This window comes from Agreia bicolorata (genome assembly GCF_000938265.1).
GTDB lineage: Bacteria > Actinomycetota > Actinomycetes > Actinomycetales > Microbacteriaceae > Agreia > Agreia bicolorata.
Genome location: NZ_JYFC01000004.1, coordinates 15,361 through 30,395, shown reverse-complemented (window position 1 = coordinate 30,395; position 15,035 = coordinate 15,361). Strand labels below are relative to the sequence as shown.

The window sequence follows — 15,035 nt, the reverse complement described above, 5'->3', positions numbered from 1 at the left end:
GATGGCAGAATTGTCACAACGCAGCGAAATACTGCCACGGTGACCGTGGCTATGCGACCCTACTTCTTGGGCAGCGCCTGTTCGATGTCGGCGAGCAGGTCGTCTGCGCCCTCGATGCCAACGGAGAGACGGATGAGGTTCTCGGGAACCTCGAGCGCCGTTCCCTTGACCGATGCGTGTGTCATCTCGGTCGGGTAGCCCACGAGCGACTCGACGCCTCCCAGCGACTCGGCGAGCGAGAACAGCTTGGTCGACTCGGCGAACTTGCGCGCCGCCTTCGGTCCGGCCTTGAAGGCGAGTGAGAGCATTCCACCCGGGCGACGCATCTGTCTCTTCGCGAGCTCGTGTCCGGGGTGCGATTCGAGCCCCGGATAGAACACGGTCTCGATAGCAGGGTGCCCCACGAGGTACTCCGCGATCTTCTGCGCGTTGTCGCTGTGGCGTTCCATGCGCACGGCGAGAGTCTTGATTCCTCGAACCGTGAGCCAGGCATCCATCGGGCCAGACACCGCGCCGGCCGCGAACTGCTGAAAGCGCACCTTCTCGTGCAACTCGTCGTCGTCGAGCACGAGCGCGCCACCGAGAACATCGGAGTGGCCGCCCAGGTACTTGGTGGTCGAGTGCACAACGACATCGGCGCCGAGCGCCAACGGCTGCTGGAGGTAGGGCGACGCGAAGGTGTTGTCGACGACGACCAGGGCGCCGGCGGCATGGCCGATCTCGGCCAGCTCGGCGACATCGCTGACCTTCATCAACGGATTCGACGGAGTCTCGAGCCAGAGCACCTTTGTCTTGCCCGGGATGACCGCCTTGGCGACGGCCTGCAGGTTCATCATCTCGACGGTGTCGTTCTCGACACCCCAGCGGCCGAAGATGCGATTGATCAGGCGGTGCGTTCCGCCATAGACGTCGTTGCCGAGCACCACGTGGTCGCCGGGTTCGAGCACGGCGCGCAGCAGCGCGTCTTCAGCAGCGAGACCCGACGAGAACGACAGCCCGTGCTTCGCACCCTCGAGGGCCGCGACCAGCGTCTCGAGCGACGAGCGGGTGGGGTTGCCGCCTCGGGCGTACTCGTAGCCGCCACGGAAACCGCCGATGCCGTCTTGCACGAAGGTCGACGTCTGGTAGATCGGCGGAATGATCGCGCCGGTCGTCGGGTCGAACTCCTGCCCGGCGTGAACGGCGACGGTCTCGAACTGCTGCTTTTTCTGGGGCATGTCTACTTTCAAGTCTCTTCGGGTGCGTTTTATTCGACCGAGCGCTCTACTCGGTGAGGAATCTATTCGCTGAGGAAGGTGAGCAGGTCGTGCCTGGTGATCACGGCGACGGGCTTGCCATCGTCGGTCACCAGCAGGGCGCCCGCCTTGCCGAGAAAACGTCGCGCCGAGGCGACAGACTCGTGGATGCCGATGAGCGGCAGAGGATCGCTGGCGAAGGCCCCGACGTGATCGGTCATCTCGGCGCGCCCTGAGAAGACCTCTTCGAGCAGGCTCTGCTCGTTGAGCGAGCCCGTGACCTCGCCCATCACCACGGGCGGCTCGGCCGAGAGCATCGGCAGCTGCGAGACGCCGTAGCTCGTCATGATCTGAATGGCGTCGCGCACGGTGTCGCTGGGGTGTGCGTGCACGAGCGCGGGCAGACCGCCGGTCTTCGATTTCAGGATGTCGCCGACCGTGGCCTCGTCGGTGGCGTCTGCGAAACCGTAGCTGCGCATCCACTTGTCGTTGAAGATCTTGCCGAGATACCCGCGGCCGCCGTCTGGGAGGAGCACAACGACGACATCGTCTGGGCCGAGCTTCGCGGCGGCCTTGAGGGCCGCAGCAACCGCAAGCCCCGAGGATCCGCCGACGAGCAGGCCCTCTTCGCGCGCGAGCCGACGGGTGAGCGCGAACGACTCGGCGTCGCTCGCGGCGATGATCTCGTCGACCACGCTGGCATCGTAGGCTTCGGGCCAGAAGTCCTCTCCCACGCCCTCGACCAGATACGGCCTGCCGGTTCCGCCAGAGTAGACCGAGCCCTCGGGGTCGGCCCCGATGATCGTGACCTCGCCGCCCGACACCTCTTTGAGGTAGCGTCCGACGCCCGAGATGGTTCCGCCTGTTCCCACGCCGGCCACGAAGTGCGTGATCTTGCCCTCGGTGTCTGCCCAGATCTCGGGGCCGGTCGTCTCGTAGTGGCTGAGAGGCCCGTTGGGGTTGGAGTACTGGTTCGGCTTGAACGCTCCGGGAATCTCGCGGGCGAGCCGATCGGAGACCGAGTAATAGGAGTTGGGGTCTTCCGGCGCGACCGATGTGGGCGTCACCACGATCTCTGCGCCGTAGGCGGTGAGCACGTTGCGCTTGTCTTCGCCGACTTTGTCGGGAAGCACGAACACGCAACGGTAGCCGCGCTGCTGAGCCACGAGAGCGAGACCGATGCCGGTGTTGCCCGAGGTGGGCTCGACGATCGTGCCGCCCGGCTTCAACTTGCCCTCACGCTCGGCGGCGTCGATGATGCGCGTCGCGATGCGGTCTTTCGACGAGCCGCCGGGGTTCAGATACTCGATCTTTGCGAGCACCGTGGCTTGGATGCCCTCGGTGACGCTGTTGAGTTTGACGAGGGGCGTGTTGCCCACGAGATCGATGACCGTGTTCGCGTATTTCACCTCACGAAACTATCACCGACACCTGTCGGCCAGTCTCCGCAGGCAGCCGAAGCATCAGATGGCTATCGTGCCCGACGAGGCCTGAGCGGCCACGAGTGCCGCCTCTGCAAGAGCGCGCCGGTTGTCGAGCGTCTGGCCGATCCGGCGAGCGAGCGACGGATGCCTGCGCACCATCTCGTCGACGACCGAGGTGGGCACACGCAGCACGGTCACCGGGCGGCCCGCGCTCACCACCGTCGTTGTCTTCTGCCGTGTGAGCGCGGCCTGCCCGATGAACTCGCCGCGCTCGACGACACCGATGCGCAGCCTGCCCGTCTCGTACGGCACTGACAGCTCGAGAACGCCGCTCAAAACGACGCGCACGCAATCGGGAACGACCCCCACCTTCTGCAGCAGCTCCCCCGCACCGAACTGCTCGATCCGACAGGAATCCACGACGCCATCGAGATCCTCCTGCGGCAGACCGAGCTCGGAACCCGCAAAGCCGAGGGCCTCGACCACGTTCTCTCGGGTGTTCACCGGGTCGGTCGTGTCGCCGTCGAGCCCCAGGTCGTGACGCCGCGCCGCGTACCACAGCCATGCCAGAAAGAGCGAGACGGTCTCACCCTCGGCCGCCGGATTCGTCACCGGAAGACTCACTGTGTATGCGGCCTTGCCCTCATAGCTCACCGTCGGCCTCGCGCCGCTGTCGAGCTGCGGCAGCGCCGACGCAGTCTCGACGAGCATGTTCACCACCGCGTGCGGCGCATCATCGGTCGTGAAGGTCAGCGGCACGGTGGCCATATAGCCATCGACGGGCTGGCTCAGATTGGTGAACGAACCACCGGCGAGCGAGGAGTTCGGCATGATCTGAATACCGTTGCCGGTGTCGATGTGCACCGAGCGCCAGTTGACCTCGACGACCCGGCCCCGAACGGCCCCGACCTCGAGAAAGTCGCCGAGTTTGAACGGCTGCTCGAAGAGCAGAAGCAGGCCCGAGATGATCGACCCCACCGCGTTCTGCAGCGCCAGGCCGATCACGATGGATGTCACCCCCAGCGCCGCGAAGAGACCCCCGACATCCGCACCCCACACCCACGAGAAGAGGATGGCGAGACCCACGAGAATGAGCGCGAGCCGCGCGAGGGTGATGAAGATGGAGGGCAGGCGCTCGCGCCAGCTGCCCTCGCGCGCGTTACCGAAGATGGCGACATTGAAGGCGGAGAGAACGAGCAGGATGAGCAGGAATCCGAGCACGGTGCCGACGACGCGCACCCACGTCAGATCGAAGCTCTGCTCCGACGCGAAGGTGAGCAGCGCGAAGATGGCCGCCACGGGAAGGACGAAGTTTCGGAGCAGGCGAACCGGCTTGGCGGCTGGAGAGTTGCGTCTCTGCAGGGCGCCATAGACCTCGGTGAGAACGACGAGCAGAACCGGCAACGCAATGACCACGCCCAAGGCCCAGCCGAACCACGGCTCTTTCCAGAGATCGATCACGGCTGTCGTCATCCCCTCTGCGTGGAGATCTGCCAGACCGATTGCTGCCCGGCCTTCGTCTCGATCGTGCCCACCTCGGTCAGGTTCGGCAACTCGCCCAGCTTGCCGCGCACTCTCTGGCTGATGAAGACGCCGGGCTTGCCGGCGAGGGCCTGCACCCGGTTGGCGATGTTCACGGCGTCGCCCCACATGTCGTAGGCGATCGACGATCGTCCCACGAGTCCGCTGGTCACCGTTCCTGTGTCGATGCCGACGCGCAGCGACAGGTTCGCCTCGTGCTGTGCGTTGAACCGTTCGACGATGCGGATCATCTCCAGAGCGAAGTCCACGGTGCGGCGCGCGCTGTCGACCCTCGGAACGATCAGCCCGCAGCTCGCCAGGTAGCCCTCGCGCAGAGTGCGCACCTTCTCGACGCCCTTCTCCTGCGCCGTCTCGTCGAACTGGCGCACGAGGTCGTTGAGCAGGGCGAGTTCTTTCTCGGCACCCAGACCGGCGGCGAAGTCGTCGAAACCGACGAGGTCCGCGAACAGCACCGAGACATCCTGATGATCCTCGGCGATGGTTTCATCGCCGTCGCGATAGCGCCGGGCAACAGACTCGGGCATCAGCGTGTGCAGGATCTTGTCGTTCTCGGCCTGCTGCTCGTCGATCAGTGCCTGCTTCACCTGGAGGCTGCGGCTCATGTCGTTGAAGGCCAGCGCGAGATCGCCGAACTCGTCTCGGGTGTTGGTCGTGACCTCGACACCGAGATCACCACCTGCCACCTGCCGCACGGCTCCGACGAGACGCCTCACCGGCCGGGCGAACACCTGAGCGAGAAGCAGCGACAGCAAGGAGACGAGCACAAGCAGCACCGCGATCGAGAGAACGAGGTTGCGGGTGAAGTCGGCCACGGGCGCGAACGCTTCAGCAGAGGTGATGCTCGCCACGATGACCCACTGCTGACCGGGAATGTCGAGCGGCCCATAGGCGGCGAGAGTTTCACGGCCCAGATAGCTCTGAGCGACCATCACCCCCGTCTTGCCCTGCTGCGCCTCGCGCACCGGCGCTGTGTCGACGGTTTGCAGAGCGACCGTGCCCTTCACATCGACCGCGCGCTGCGCGACGTCAGGAGCCAGACCGCCGGAGATGGCCCGCTCGCGATACTGCTCCGGGTCGTCAATCAGCAGGCGCGAGACCGAGCGCATCGTGTCGTCGGAGCCGACGATGTAGGCCTCGCCCGTGTCGCCGAGGCCGTCCCTCTTCCACTGCTCGTCGCCGGTCATCACGGCGTTGATCGAGGCGATGGGAAGCTGCACGGCCAAGACGCCGACGACATCACCGTTCTGACCGATCGGCGAGACTCCCCACGCGGTCGGCACCGCGAGGCTCGGCTGATAGCGCTCGAAGTCGGTGATCTGCACGAAGTCGACGACGTTCGAATTCAGAGCAGCAGTGTAGGCACTGGCGAGGTTCGACCCCTTGTAGGGGCCCGTATTCACGTTGGACCCGAGATCGACTCCCTTGTAAACGGAGTAGACGATATTTCCCTTGGTGTCGAGGATCAGCGCATCCTCGTACTGATTGAGCTTGGCCATCTCGCGAAAATACGGGTTGTATTTCTCGTTGACAGCCGACCAGGCGCTGCCGTCGCCCGCGTTGTCAACGAGAGCCGCTGCATCGAAATCCCCGGACGACGGAACCGTGTAGTGATTCTGCAGGTAGGTCTCTGCGCTCGTCTGCGGAACGAACACGTCAGAGACGCTCGTCGAGCCGGAGCGTTCGTTGAGCAGAGGAATGAAGGTGTTGTCGTAGTACGCGTCCACCGCGGCGGTCTGGGCCGGGTCGATCGGCTGGCTCTGCAGCTGTGCGAACGCGTCGCTGAATTCCACCGCGGCCTGGTTGCCCGTCGCACCGATCGAATCGAGGGTCAGACCGCTCCGGATGTTCGAAAAGAGCGACTCGACGGCATCCGATTTCGCCTCGCGCAGGTTGGTCATGCGATCGAACTCGGCCTGCCGCAGGCCATCCGTGCCCGAGGTGTAGCCGATGTACCCGACCACGAGCGTCGAGCCTATGCTGACGCCGAGCAGCATGATCAGCAGTTTCGACTGAATGCTCAGCCCCCGCCGCACGAACGCTCCGGCCGACGAACCGAGTCGTCCGGGCCTTCGAGCCCCTCTCGAGAGAGAACTGTCCCCTGACATAGCGCCCCGATCCCCGTTACGTAAGGCGCTACCCCACTGCCGCCCCTCTGGGTGCAACTCTAGCCACACGCGTCACAGTGCACTACGAAATTTCGCGCTGCTGCGCATAGAGCGTCGAGTAGACACCGCCGGCGTCGATGAGCTCCGCATGAGTTCCACGCTCGACCACCTCGCCGTCGTCGATCACGAAGATCACGTCGGCAGACAGCACCGTCGAGAGCCGGTGAGCGATCGCAATGGTCGTGCGACCTCGGGATGCCGTGTCGAGCGCCGCCTGCACGACCCGTTCCGAGATGGTGTCGAGGGCGCTGGTCGCCTCGTCGAGAATGAGCACCGCAGGATCTTTCAGCAGAACGCGGGCGATCGCAATGCGCTGCTTCTCGCCACCGGAGAGCCGGTAGCCCCGCTCCCCCACCACGGTGTCGTATCCGGCGGGGAAGCTCATGACGCGGTCGTGGATGTTCGCCTGACGCGCCGCGTCCTCGATTTCGGCCTGCGTCGCATCCGGTCTCGCGTAGCGCAGGTTCTCGGCGATGGTCGCGTGAAAGAGGTAGGTCTCCTGGCTGACGATTCCGAGATTCGCCACGAGCGAGTCCTGGCTGAGCTCGCGCACGTCTGTGTCGGCGAAGCGGACGGTGCCGCCCGTCGCTTCGTAGAACCGCGGCACGAGGTACGACACCGTCGTCTTGCCCGCGCCCGAAGGGCCGACGAAGGCCGCGAACTGCCCCGGCTCGATCACGAATGACACCCCATTCAGCGTCGGGCGAGAGTCGTCCTCGGCATCCGGGTAGCGAAAGACGACGTCGTCGAATTCGACGCGACCGAGGCGGGTCGTGTCGACCGACCGTGCATCCGGCGCGTCGGCGATGGCCGGCGTGAGGTCGAGGTACTCGAAGATGCGGGCGAACAGAGCGCTCGAGGTCTGCAGGTCGAGGGCCACGCGCATGAGTCCGAGAAGGGGGAACAGCAATCGAGCCTGCACCGTGGTGAACGCCACGATGGTGCCGGCCGTGATGTCGGGCGCGCCGCCGACGAGCAGCCATCCGGCAACGAGGTAGACGATGGCCGGGATCGCCGACAGAAAAATGTTGACCATGGCGAAGAACCACTGGCCGCTCATCTGCTGACTCACCTGCAGCCGCACCTGGGTGGCATTCTCGTCTGCGTAGCGGGCGATCTCGGTCTGCTGCCGATTGAAACTCTTCGAGAGCAGAATGCCTGACACGCTCAGGGTCTCCTGCGTGATCGCTGTCATGTCTGAGAGCGATTCCTGGGTCTTCGTCGCGATGCGGGCGCGCACCTGCCCCACCCGGCGCTGCGCGAGAACCAGGATGGGCATAAGCACGAGGGCCACGATGGTGAGCTGCCAGTTCAGCAGCACCATGGCAACGACCGCCGCGATGAGCGTGACGGTGTTTCCGAGAATCGACGAGATGGTGTTGGTCAGCACGCTGGCCACGCCGCCAACGTCGTTCTGCAGCCGTGACTGGATGACGCCCGTCTTCGTCTTGGTGAAGAAGCTCAGTTCCATCGCCTCGAGGTGCGTGAAGAGTCGCACGCGAAGCGCGCCCATCACGCTGTTGCCGACCTTCGCCGTGAGGTAGGTCTGCCAGACACTCAGCAGGCTCGACACGATGTAGATCACGATCATAAGACCGACGATCTCGACCAGCACCGGCAGGTTCGGGCCCTGGATGATCGAGCCTGCGTCTCCCGTATCGCCCCCTGCGCCTGTCGAAGAGCCCGCAGAAGGGAAGAGACCGTCGTCGAACGCCCGCTGCGTGAGAAGAGGCGGGATCACCGTGAGGCCCGCGCCGAGCAGCACGAGCACGATCGTGCCGATGATCGGCGTGCGGTAGGGCGAGAAAAGCGAGAGGATGCGACTCAGCAGGTGGTCGATCTTCGGCGCACTCTTGTTCAGTTCTTTCTGCAGACCTACATCGCCGGCGCTCACGCCACCTCGATGGCCGCCGCCGCCTCGCATACTCATCTGTTCAACCTACCCGCCGTTTAACGCACGAGACCCCCCGACGGGCTCGAGGAACGAACCGTTCCCTGAGCCCGTCGAAGGGCCTCCTCGTCGAGGGGCTCAGCCCTTCGTCGCTCCGGCGAGCAGGCCTCGAACGAAGAAGCGCTGCAGCGAGAAGAACACGATGAGCGGAACGATGATCGAGATGAACGCACCGGCCGACTGCAGGAACCACTGGTTGCCCCACGTGCCCGACAGTGAGTTGAGCGTCTGGGTCAGCGGCAGCGAAGTCGACGGCGCGAAGATCGTCGCCACGAGCAGATCGTTCCAGACCCAGAGGAACTGGAAGATGGCGAACGACGCGATCGCAGGCGTGGCCAGCGGAAGCACGATACGGAAGAAGATCTGTCCGTGTCCGGCTCCGTCGACGCGCGCGGCCTCGATCACCTCACCCGGAATCTCCGAGATGAAGTTGTGCAGCATAAAGATGGCCAGCGGCAGGGCGAAGATCGCGTGGGCGATCCAGACCGTCGCGAAGCTGTGCTCGGCGTCACGCAGTTCGAACCCCGGGAAGATGCCCACACCGTTGACGGTGAGGCCCTTCGAGAAGAGGCTGAGCAACGGAACGAGCGCCATCTGAATCGGCACGATCTGCAGCGCGAAGACACCGACGAACACGATGTTCTTGAACTTGAAATCGATCCACGCGAAGGCATAGGCCGCGAGCGAGGCGATGACGAGCGGGAACACGGTCGCCGGAATCGTGATGCCGAGCGAGTTGATGAACGACTGACCCAGCGTGAGAGCCGTGCCGCCCGAGTTCAGCGCCTGCGCGTAGTTGTCGAGCGTGAACGACGGGTTCACGAACACGGTCCACCAACCGGTCGACTGTGTGTCTGGACCGGGCCGGAACGAGGTGACGAAGAGGCCGAAGGTGGGGATGGTCCAGATGACGGCGATGATGATCGCCGCGATCGTGGCGCCCTTCGAGGTGAGGCGCTTCTGCGCCATCTTTTCGCTCTTCTGGGTTGCCCGAGCGACCTGACGCTTCGACCGGGTGTCGACGAGAGTGTCGGTGGTCATCGGATCTCCCTCTGCTTGCGCATTTGGTTGGCGTTGTAGATGATCAGCGGCAGCACGAACAGGAACAGCACCACGGCCAGTGCCGCCGAGTGTCCGTAGCTCTGGAAACGCTGCTGCTGGTTGACCATCTCGAAGCCGAGCACAGTCGTGTTGGCGCGACCACCAGTCATCACAGCGACGATGTCGTACACCTTGAGGGAGCCGATGGCGATTGTCGTGAGAACGACGATCAAGGACGAGCGGATGCCGGGCACGGTCACGTTGCGGAACCGCTGCCAGGCGTTGGTGCCGTCGAGCTCGGCGGCCTCCATCTGCTCGGTCGGCACGCCCTTGATGGCCGCCGACAGAATCACCATGGCGAATCCGGTCTGGGTCCAGATGAAGACCACGAGCAGGAGCAGGGTGTTGATGAGGGGCTGAGCGTCGAGCCACGAGACGGGCTGACCGCCGAATGCCGTGATGATGGCGTTCAGCAGACCGACCTGCTCGCCTTGGCGGTTGTCGTAGATGAACTTCCAGATGATTCCGGCACCGACGAACGAGATAGCCATCGGCATGAACACCAGCGACTTGAGATACTTCTCACCACGCGCCTTGTCGATGAACACGGCGTAGGCAAGACCGATCATCGTCGAGAACACGGGGGCCACGAGCACCCAGATCAGGGTGTTGACGACCGACCAGAAGCCTTCGGGGTTCGTGAAGACCCAGAAGTAGTTCTCGAGCCCTACGAAAGTGGTCGTGGTCTTGTCGAAGAACGACTGGTAGATAGTGGCGATCGTCGGGTAGATGAGCCCGAGCGCGAGCAGCAGCACCGCCGGGGCCATGAACGTGACGAGCTGGAAGAGGTAGCCCGCTCCCTGCCGAGACCGGTAGTCGGCGAAGAAGAGCAGGGCTCCGACGACGAGGGCGATGACGAGAACCCAGATGAGTGCGTTCTGGTACGGACGCAGAAGCATCAGGGCCAGCACAGGAATCACGAAGCACGCGGCGAGCCGCAGCCAGAAGTAGAAGTTGCCCGATCGTGGCGCGTACTCGATGAGAACGAGGATGAGCGCGATCACGAGACCGAAGATCACGATGATGATCGGAATCTGCACGAGAGGGTTCAGGTTTCCCATCCACCGAAAGAGGCTGTTCAGCGAGAAGCCCAGGGAGACAGGCTTGGCCTGGTCATTCGGGGGGCTCGTGATCAGCAGTACGAAGACCACGGCCAGAATGACCGCGGCTCCCGCGACGACCAGCTTGGTCGTGCGTGCCGAGGGCTGCGGCCTCGGCGATTCATGTGGCTCCGGTGGGGGTGCTGACACCGGAGGCGTCGTCGTTCGTGTGTCGGACATGAATACCCTTTCGAGTACAACGGTGGACTCTTGGATTGGCCAACAGTAGCGCTTAAAGAATGGGCGCATAGACCTTTCGGTCGGCAGGGCCGAGAGTGGGGACCGCCCCGTTGTGCGAGCGGCCCCCACGGGCGCCGGGCAAGTCTGCCCGGCAGGTGGTTATGCGTTAGTTCTGGTATCCGGCCTGGATGTCACTGAGCACCGTGTCGGTGTCCTTGCCATCGATCCAGCTGACCATGCCCTTCCAGAACGAACCGGAACCGACGGTCGACGGCATCAGGTCTGAGCCATCGAAACGAACGGTCGTGTTCGAGTCTTGGAGGAGCTTCATGGCGTCCTGCAGAAGCGGGCTGGATGCCTTGGAGGGGTCAGCGTTGAGGTTGGCCGAGATGACTCCACCGAGGCTGACGCGGGCGTCAGCGAACTCGGGTGTTGCCATGTAAGCGGTGACCTTCTTGACTGCATCCGAGTCGGTGAACGGTGTGACGAACTCGCCGCCGACCTCGATGTTGGCCGAGCCTGCCTCGATGCCCGGAAGAACGAATCCGTAGACGTCTCCGTCAGGGGCGACAGTGGGGGTCTTGCCCGCAGCGGTCTTGACATCGAGGAAGTTGCTCGAGAGGAACGAGGCCTGGTGGGTCAGCGGGCAGCTGCCGTCGGCGACCTTGGCCGCGACGTCACCGAATGCGGTGGAGTTGATGCTCTTGACGTCGCCGTAGCCCGCGTTCACATAGGCCGGGTTCAGGAGGATCTCGCCGACGGAGTCGAAGGCCTTCTTGATGGCGGGGTCGGTGAACTTGGTGTCTCCAGCAACCCAGCTGTCGTAGACATCGGGGCCGGACTGGCGGAGCACGAGGTCTTCGATCCAGTCGGTTCCGGGCCAGCCCGAAGCGGCGTCAGAGGCGAAGCCGGCACACCAGGGCGCCTTTCCAGTCTTCTCCTGGATCGTCTTGGTCAGTGCGAGCGTCTCGTCCCACGTGGTGGGAACGGTGACGCCCCACTCCTTGAACTGCGCTGGCGAGTACCAGACGTAGCCCTTGATACTGGCGAGCATCGGGGCGGCGTAGAACTTGCCGTCGAACGTGCCGTACTTCTTCCAGTCGGGCGACCAGTTCTTGTCGACGTTGTCGCTGGTCTGCTGATCGGCCTCTTTCACTTCGCCGGTGTCGACGAGAGTCTTGAGCAGACCGGGCTGGGGAACGATGGCGATGTCGGGGGCGGAGCCACCCGTGACCTTCGTGACGATGTTGCCCTCGAAGCTCTTGTCACCCGTGTACTCGACCTTGATGCCGGTGTCTTTGGTGAATGCGTCGAAGCTCTTGTTCAGCGCGTCGGCCTCGGAGCCGGTGATGCCGCCGGAGATCTTGACGGTCTGGCCCTCGGTGGAACCGGAACCGGAGCCGCTGTCTTCGGCGCAGCCGACGAGAGCAAGTCCGACGATGGTGGCGATGGCGATAGGTGCTGCGATACGGCGATGCAGGGAAACCCGCATTTCTCCTCCTCATTGAGTCGAGAACAGATCGTCAGGACTGCCGATCTGCCTGCCGGTTGAGTGACCGGACTAGGACGGCCCAACCGCGCGAACAGGCCGCGGGGAGGGCAGGTAGGAAAACCTTTCCATGAGTCCCATGGAAGCACAACCCCCCGAGCTGCAGAACAAAATTCCGTAACGATTCGATACCGAGAGCGCTCTCAGGATTCGGTCCCACTAGGGCCTCGGCGCTATGGTTAGCCTCGGGAATGTGACGGGGACGTTACAATTCTGGAACCGATTGCAGACGAGGGGGTCAGCCAGGAATGTCGGGTATCGAAGACGTCGCGCTTCGAGCGGGAGTGTCGAAAGCCACCGTCTCGCGCGCACTGAGCGGCCGAGGCTACGTCTCGTCGGTCACCCGTAACAAGGTAGAGAACGCGGCCAGCGAACTGGGCTACGTGGTCTCATCGAACGCCTCGAGTCTGGTCACCGGTCGAACGAACAACGTCGGCGTGATCATCCCCGTCATCAATCAGTGGTTCTTCGGCAGCATCATCGAGGGCGTCGAACGCGCACTCATCGAGCGGGGCTACGACCTGATGCTCTACAACCTCACGAAAAACACCGAGGCCCGCAGCCGAGTCTTCGAGTACTTCCTGGTTCGCAAGCGGGTCGACGCGATCATCGCCGTGACACTAGAGATCTCCCCCGACGAGGCCGCCTCACTGCTCGCCCTCGGCAAACCCATCGCTGGAATTGGCGGGCCTCTCGCCGGCATCCCCACCCTCAGCATCGACGACGTCGCCGCGGCGCGTCTCGCAACCGAACACCTCATCGCCCTGGGCCACCGCAACATCATGCACGTGGGCGGCGATTCGGCTGAGCTGATGGACTTCCACGTGCACTCCAAGCGCCTGCAGGGATTCATGGATGCCCTTGGAGCCGCCGGCCTGCCGTTCAGCGACGAGTCCTACGTGGCGACGCACTTCGACATTCCGGGCGGATACGCCGCCGGCAAGCAGATTCTCGGCGACCCTCGGCGCCGGCCGACCGCCATCTTCGCGGCGGCCGACGAGGTGGCGATCGGAGTCATCCTCGCCGCTCGAGAACTGGGCATCTCCGTTCCCGACGATCTGTCGGTGATCGGCATCGACAATCATCCGCTCGCCGACCTCTTCGGACTCACCTCGATCGCCCAGAAGCCGGCGAAGCAGGGCGAACAGGCCGTCGACCTGGTGATTCGGCAACTCGAGACGGCCGGCTGGACGCCCCCGAACATCCACACGACAGTGCCCGCGCAGCTCGTGATGCGCTCAAGCACCTCCGCCCCGCGCGCCGGCGCGCCCCGCTGACCGCGGGTCTTCTCGCCCGGCGCGGTGGCAGAACCACCGCGAGACGCGAGAACACCCGCGCTGGGCAACGCTCGACGACGAAAGCTAGTCGCGCTCTCCACGGAACGCCCGGCCGCTCGACGCGAGGAACTCGTCGAAAGACACACGGGCACGACGGCGTCGATCGCCTCGTTCGTGCCCGACGACGCGCACCCGGGGCTCGGGCTTCTTCGTGCGCAGGCGTTCGGGGCGCCAGCGATCCGGCCACCACGTATGGGCGAGCGAGAACGCGAACAGGAGCCACCCGGGCACGAGCAGCCAGCCATTCGGCGCTCCCTCACCGCCGAGAACGGCTGACGCAACGAGGAGCCCGGCGCCGATAGCCGCGCCGACGAGGGCCAGTTCGCCATTGCGGATCCACCAGAGCCTCGCGCGGCGGGCTACACGCAACGGCAGTCCGAGTAGAACGACAAAAGAGGTTGTCAAAATGGCAGCAAATACGGCGGCAACCAGACAGAGCAGCAGCGAACCGACGCCGTTATCGGCGTATCCGCCGGCCAGCAGCAGAATGCTGCCGGCGACAGAGAGCGTGGCAGCGGTCGCAATCACCTGGACGGCGAGGGCGCCGAGCTGCACGGCTCCGCGGGCCACGGGCGGGGCAACAGCCTTGGCCGTGCCGACCGCGCGGGCGGCGGCGGCGCGAATGGTCGGCCTGGACCGCTTGTCATTCACGGGCGGAGCGTCTTCGGCCCGGGAGCCGGAACCCTGGCGGGAGGAGCCTCCGGACGCTGAGCCTTCCGACGCGGAGCCCCAAGCGGCGGTGGGCGGAGGCGTGTCGTCGTAGACGGTGGCCATGACGTGACTCCTCTCGCGCGGGGATCGGTCCACTCAGGATACCCGCGCTCCCTCGCATCCCACCCTGTGCGAGCATGTTGCCCCTCGCGACGGATGTTGCCGGCCGCCCGGCAACATCCGTCGCGAGCAGCAACATTCGGCGAGGGCACAGACAGCGGGAACACAGAGGGCAGGAACACAGAAGGCCCCCGCACCTTCAGTGCGGGGGCCTTCTGATTCAGTAGTGTGCTCCGAAGCCGGAGCGCAGACTACTTGAGGGTGACGGTTGCGCCAGCCTCTTCGAGCTGAGCCTTGGCCTTCTCGGCGGTCTCCTTGTTGGCGCCCTCGAGGACAGCCTTGGGAGCGCCGTCAACGAGTGCCTTCGCCTCTCCGAGACCGAGGCTCGTGAGGGCGCGCACCTCCTTGATGACCTGGATCTTCTTCTCGCCAGCCGACTCGAGGACGACGTCGAAGGAATCCTTCTCCTCGACCTCTTCGACGGCGGCGGCAGCGCCACCGGCCGCGGCGACCGCGACGGGGGCAGCAGCGGTGACCTCGAAGGTCTCCTCGAACGCCTTGACGAACTCGCTCAGCTCAATGAGCGTGAGCTCCTTGAACGCGTCGAGCAGCTCTGCAGTTGACAGCTTTGCCATGATTTTCTCCTTGTTTCCCCTTCGACAAGCTCAGGGAACGGTTTG

The 15,035-nt window shown here is 64.5% G+C and carries 11 protein-coding genes; 1 reads left to right on the top strand and 10 read right to left on the bottom strand.

From position 1 onward, the window contains the following. Window positions 1-59: 59 nt before the first annotated feature. From TZ00_RS10360 to TZ00_RS10325, 8 genes are all read right to left on the bottom strand, one after another. Window positions 60-1,217, bottom strand: coding sequence for a cystathionine gamma-synthase (locus tag TZ00_RS10360; protein WP_044441577.1), 1,158 nt, complete (start codon window positions 1,215-1,217; stop codon window positions 60-62). A 62-nt stretch (window positions 1,218-1,279) separates the two neighbouring features. After that, a complete protein-coding gene (locus TZ00_RS10355; RefSeq protein WP_044441575.1) occupies window positions 1,280-2,644 on the bottom strand; it encodes a cystathionine beta-synthase in 1,365 nt (454 codons plus the stop codon). A 54-nt stretch (window positions 2,645-2,698) separates the two neighbouring features. Then, a complete protein-coding gene (locus tag TZ00_RS10350) occupies window positions 2,699-4,132 on the bottom strand; it encodes a mechanosensitive ion channel family protein (RefSeq protein ID WP_044441574.1) in 1,434 nt (477 codons plus the stop codon). Continuing rightward, window positions 4,129-6,195 (bottom strand): adenylate/guanylate cyclase domain-containing protein, encoded by a 2,067-nt coding sequence (locus tag TZ00_RS10345; RefSeq protein WP_044441901.1) that lies wholly within the window; start codon window positions 6,193-6,195, stop codon window positions 4,129-4,131. Before TZ00_RS10345 ends, TZ00_RS10350 begins: the two co-directional genes overlap by 4 nt. A gap of 193 nt (window positions 6,196-6,388) precedes the next feature. Then, window positions 6,389-8,296 carry an ABC transporter ATP-binding protein gene (locus TZ00_RS10340; protein ID WP_044441572.1) on the bottom strand — a complete coding sequence of 636 codons (1,908 nt, stop codon included), beginning with the start codon at window positions 8,294-8,296 and terminating at the stop codon, window positions 6,389-6,391. A 99-nt stretch (window positions 8,297-8,395) separates the two neighbouring features. After that, window positions 8,396-9,358, bottom strand: coding sequence for a carbohydrate ABC transporter permease (locus TZ00_RS10335; RefSeq protein ID WP_044441570.1), 963 nt, complete (start codon window positions 9,356-9,358; stop codon window positions 8,396-8,398). Beyond that, entirely contained in the window at window positions 9,355-10,698 is a 1,344-nt protein-coding gene (locus TZ00_RS10330; RefSeq protein ID WP_078713235.1) for a carbohydrate ABC transporter permease, read from the bottom strand. The genes TZ00_RS10335 and TZ00_RS10330 overlap by 4 nt, the downstream gene beginning before the upstream one ends. Window positions 10,699-10,864: 166 nt before the next feature. After that, window positions 10,865-12,190, bottom strand: a complete 1,326-nt coding sequence (locus TZ00_RS10325; protein ID WP_044441569.1) for an ABC transporter substrate-binding protein — start codon at window positions 12,188-12,190, stop codon at window positions 10,865-10,867. 305 nt (window positions 12,191-12,495) lie between these two features. On the opposite strand from TZ00_RS10325, the gene TZ00_RS10320 reads away from it, so the two are divergent. Beyond that, a complete protein-coding gene (locus TZ00_RS10320) occupies window positions 12,496-13,524 on the top strand; it encodes a LacI family DNA-binding transcriptional regulator (RefSeq protein ID WP_044441568.1) in 1,029 nt (342 codons plus the stop codon). 84 nt (window positions 13,525-13,608) lie between these two features. Here the strand turns inward: TZ00_RS10320 and TZ00_RS10315 are convergent, their stop codons facing one another. Both TZ00_RS10315 and rplL read right to left on the bottom strand, forming a co-directional pair. Further along, a complete protein-coding gene (locus TZ00_RS10315; RefSeq protein ID WP_044441567.1) occupies window positions 13,609-14,358 on the bottom strand; it encodes a hypothetical protein in 750 nt (249 codons plus the stop codon). A gap of 248 nt (window positions 14,359-14,606) precedes the next feature. Continuing rightward, a complete protein-coding gene (rplL, locus tag TZ00_RS10310; RefSeq protein ID WP_044441566.1) occupies window positions 14,607-14,990 on the bottom strand; it encodes a 50S ribosomal protein L7/L12 in 384 nt (127 codons plus the stop codon). Window positions 14,991-15,035 lie beyond the last annotated feature (45 nt).

Bases quoted from the DNA above. Each gene is read 5' to 3' on its own strand.
- TZ00_RS10335 (WP_044441570.1), bottom strand. From the start codon at position 9,358: ATGACCACCGACACTCTCGTCGACACCCGGTCGAAGCGTCAGGTCGCT.
- TZ00_RS10325 (WP_044441569.1), bottom strand. From the start codon at position 12,190: ATGCGGGTTTCCCTGCATCGCCGTATCGCAGCACCTATCGCCATCGCC.
- rplL (WP_044441566.1), bottom strand. From the start codon at position 14,990: ATGGCAAAGCTGTCAACTGCAGAGCTGCTCGACGCGTTCAAGGAGCTC.
- TZ00_RS10320 (WP_044441568.1), top strand. From the start codon at position 12,496: ATGTCGGGTATCGAAGACGTCGCGCTTCGAGCGGGAGTGTCGAAAGCC.
- TZ00_RS10315 (WP_044441567.1), bottom strand. From the start codon at position 14,358: ATGGCCACCGTCTACGACGACACGCCTCCGCCCACCGCCGCTTGGGGC.
- TZ00_RS10340 (WP_044441572.1), bottom strand. From the start codon at position 8,296: ATGAGTATGCGAGGCGGCGGCGGCCATCGAGGTGGCGTGAGCGCCGGC.
- TZ00_RS10360 (WP_044441577.1), bottom strand. From the start codon at position 1,217: ATGCCCCAGAAAAAGCAGCAGTTCGAGACCGTCGCCGTTCACGCCGGG.
- TZ00_RS10345 (WP_044441901.1), bottom strand. From the start codon at position 6,195: ATGCTGCTCGGCGTCAGCATAGGCTCGACGCTCGTGGTCGGGTACATC.
- TZ00_RS10350 (WP_044441574.1), bottom strand. From the start codon at position 4,132: ATGACGACAGCCGTGATCGATCTCTGGAAAGAGCCGTGGTTCGGCTGG.
- TZ00_RS10330 (WP_078713235.1), bottom strand. From the start codon at position 10,698: ATGTCCGACACACGAACGACGACGCCTCCGGTGTCAGCACCCCCACCG.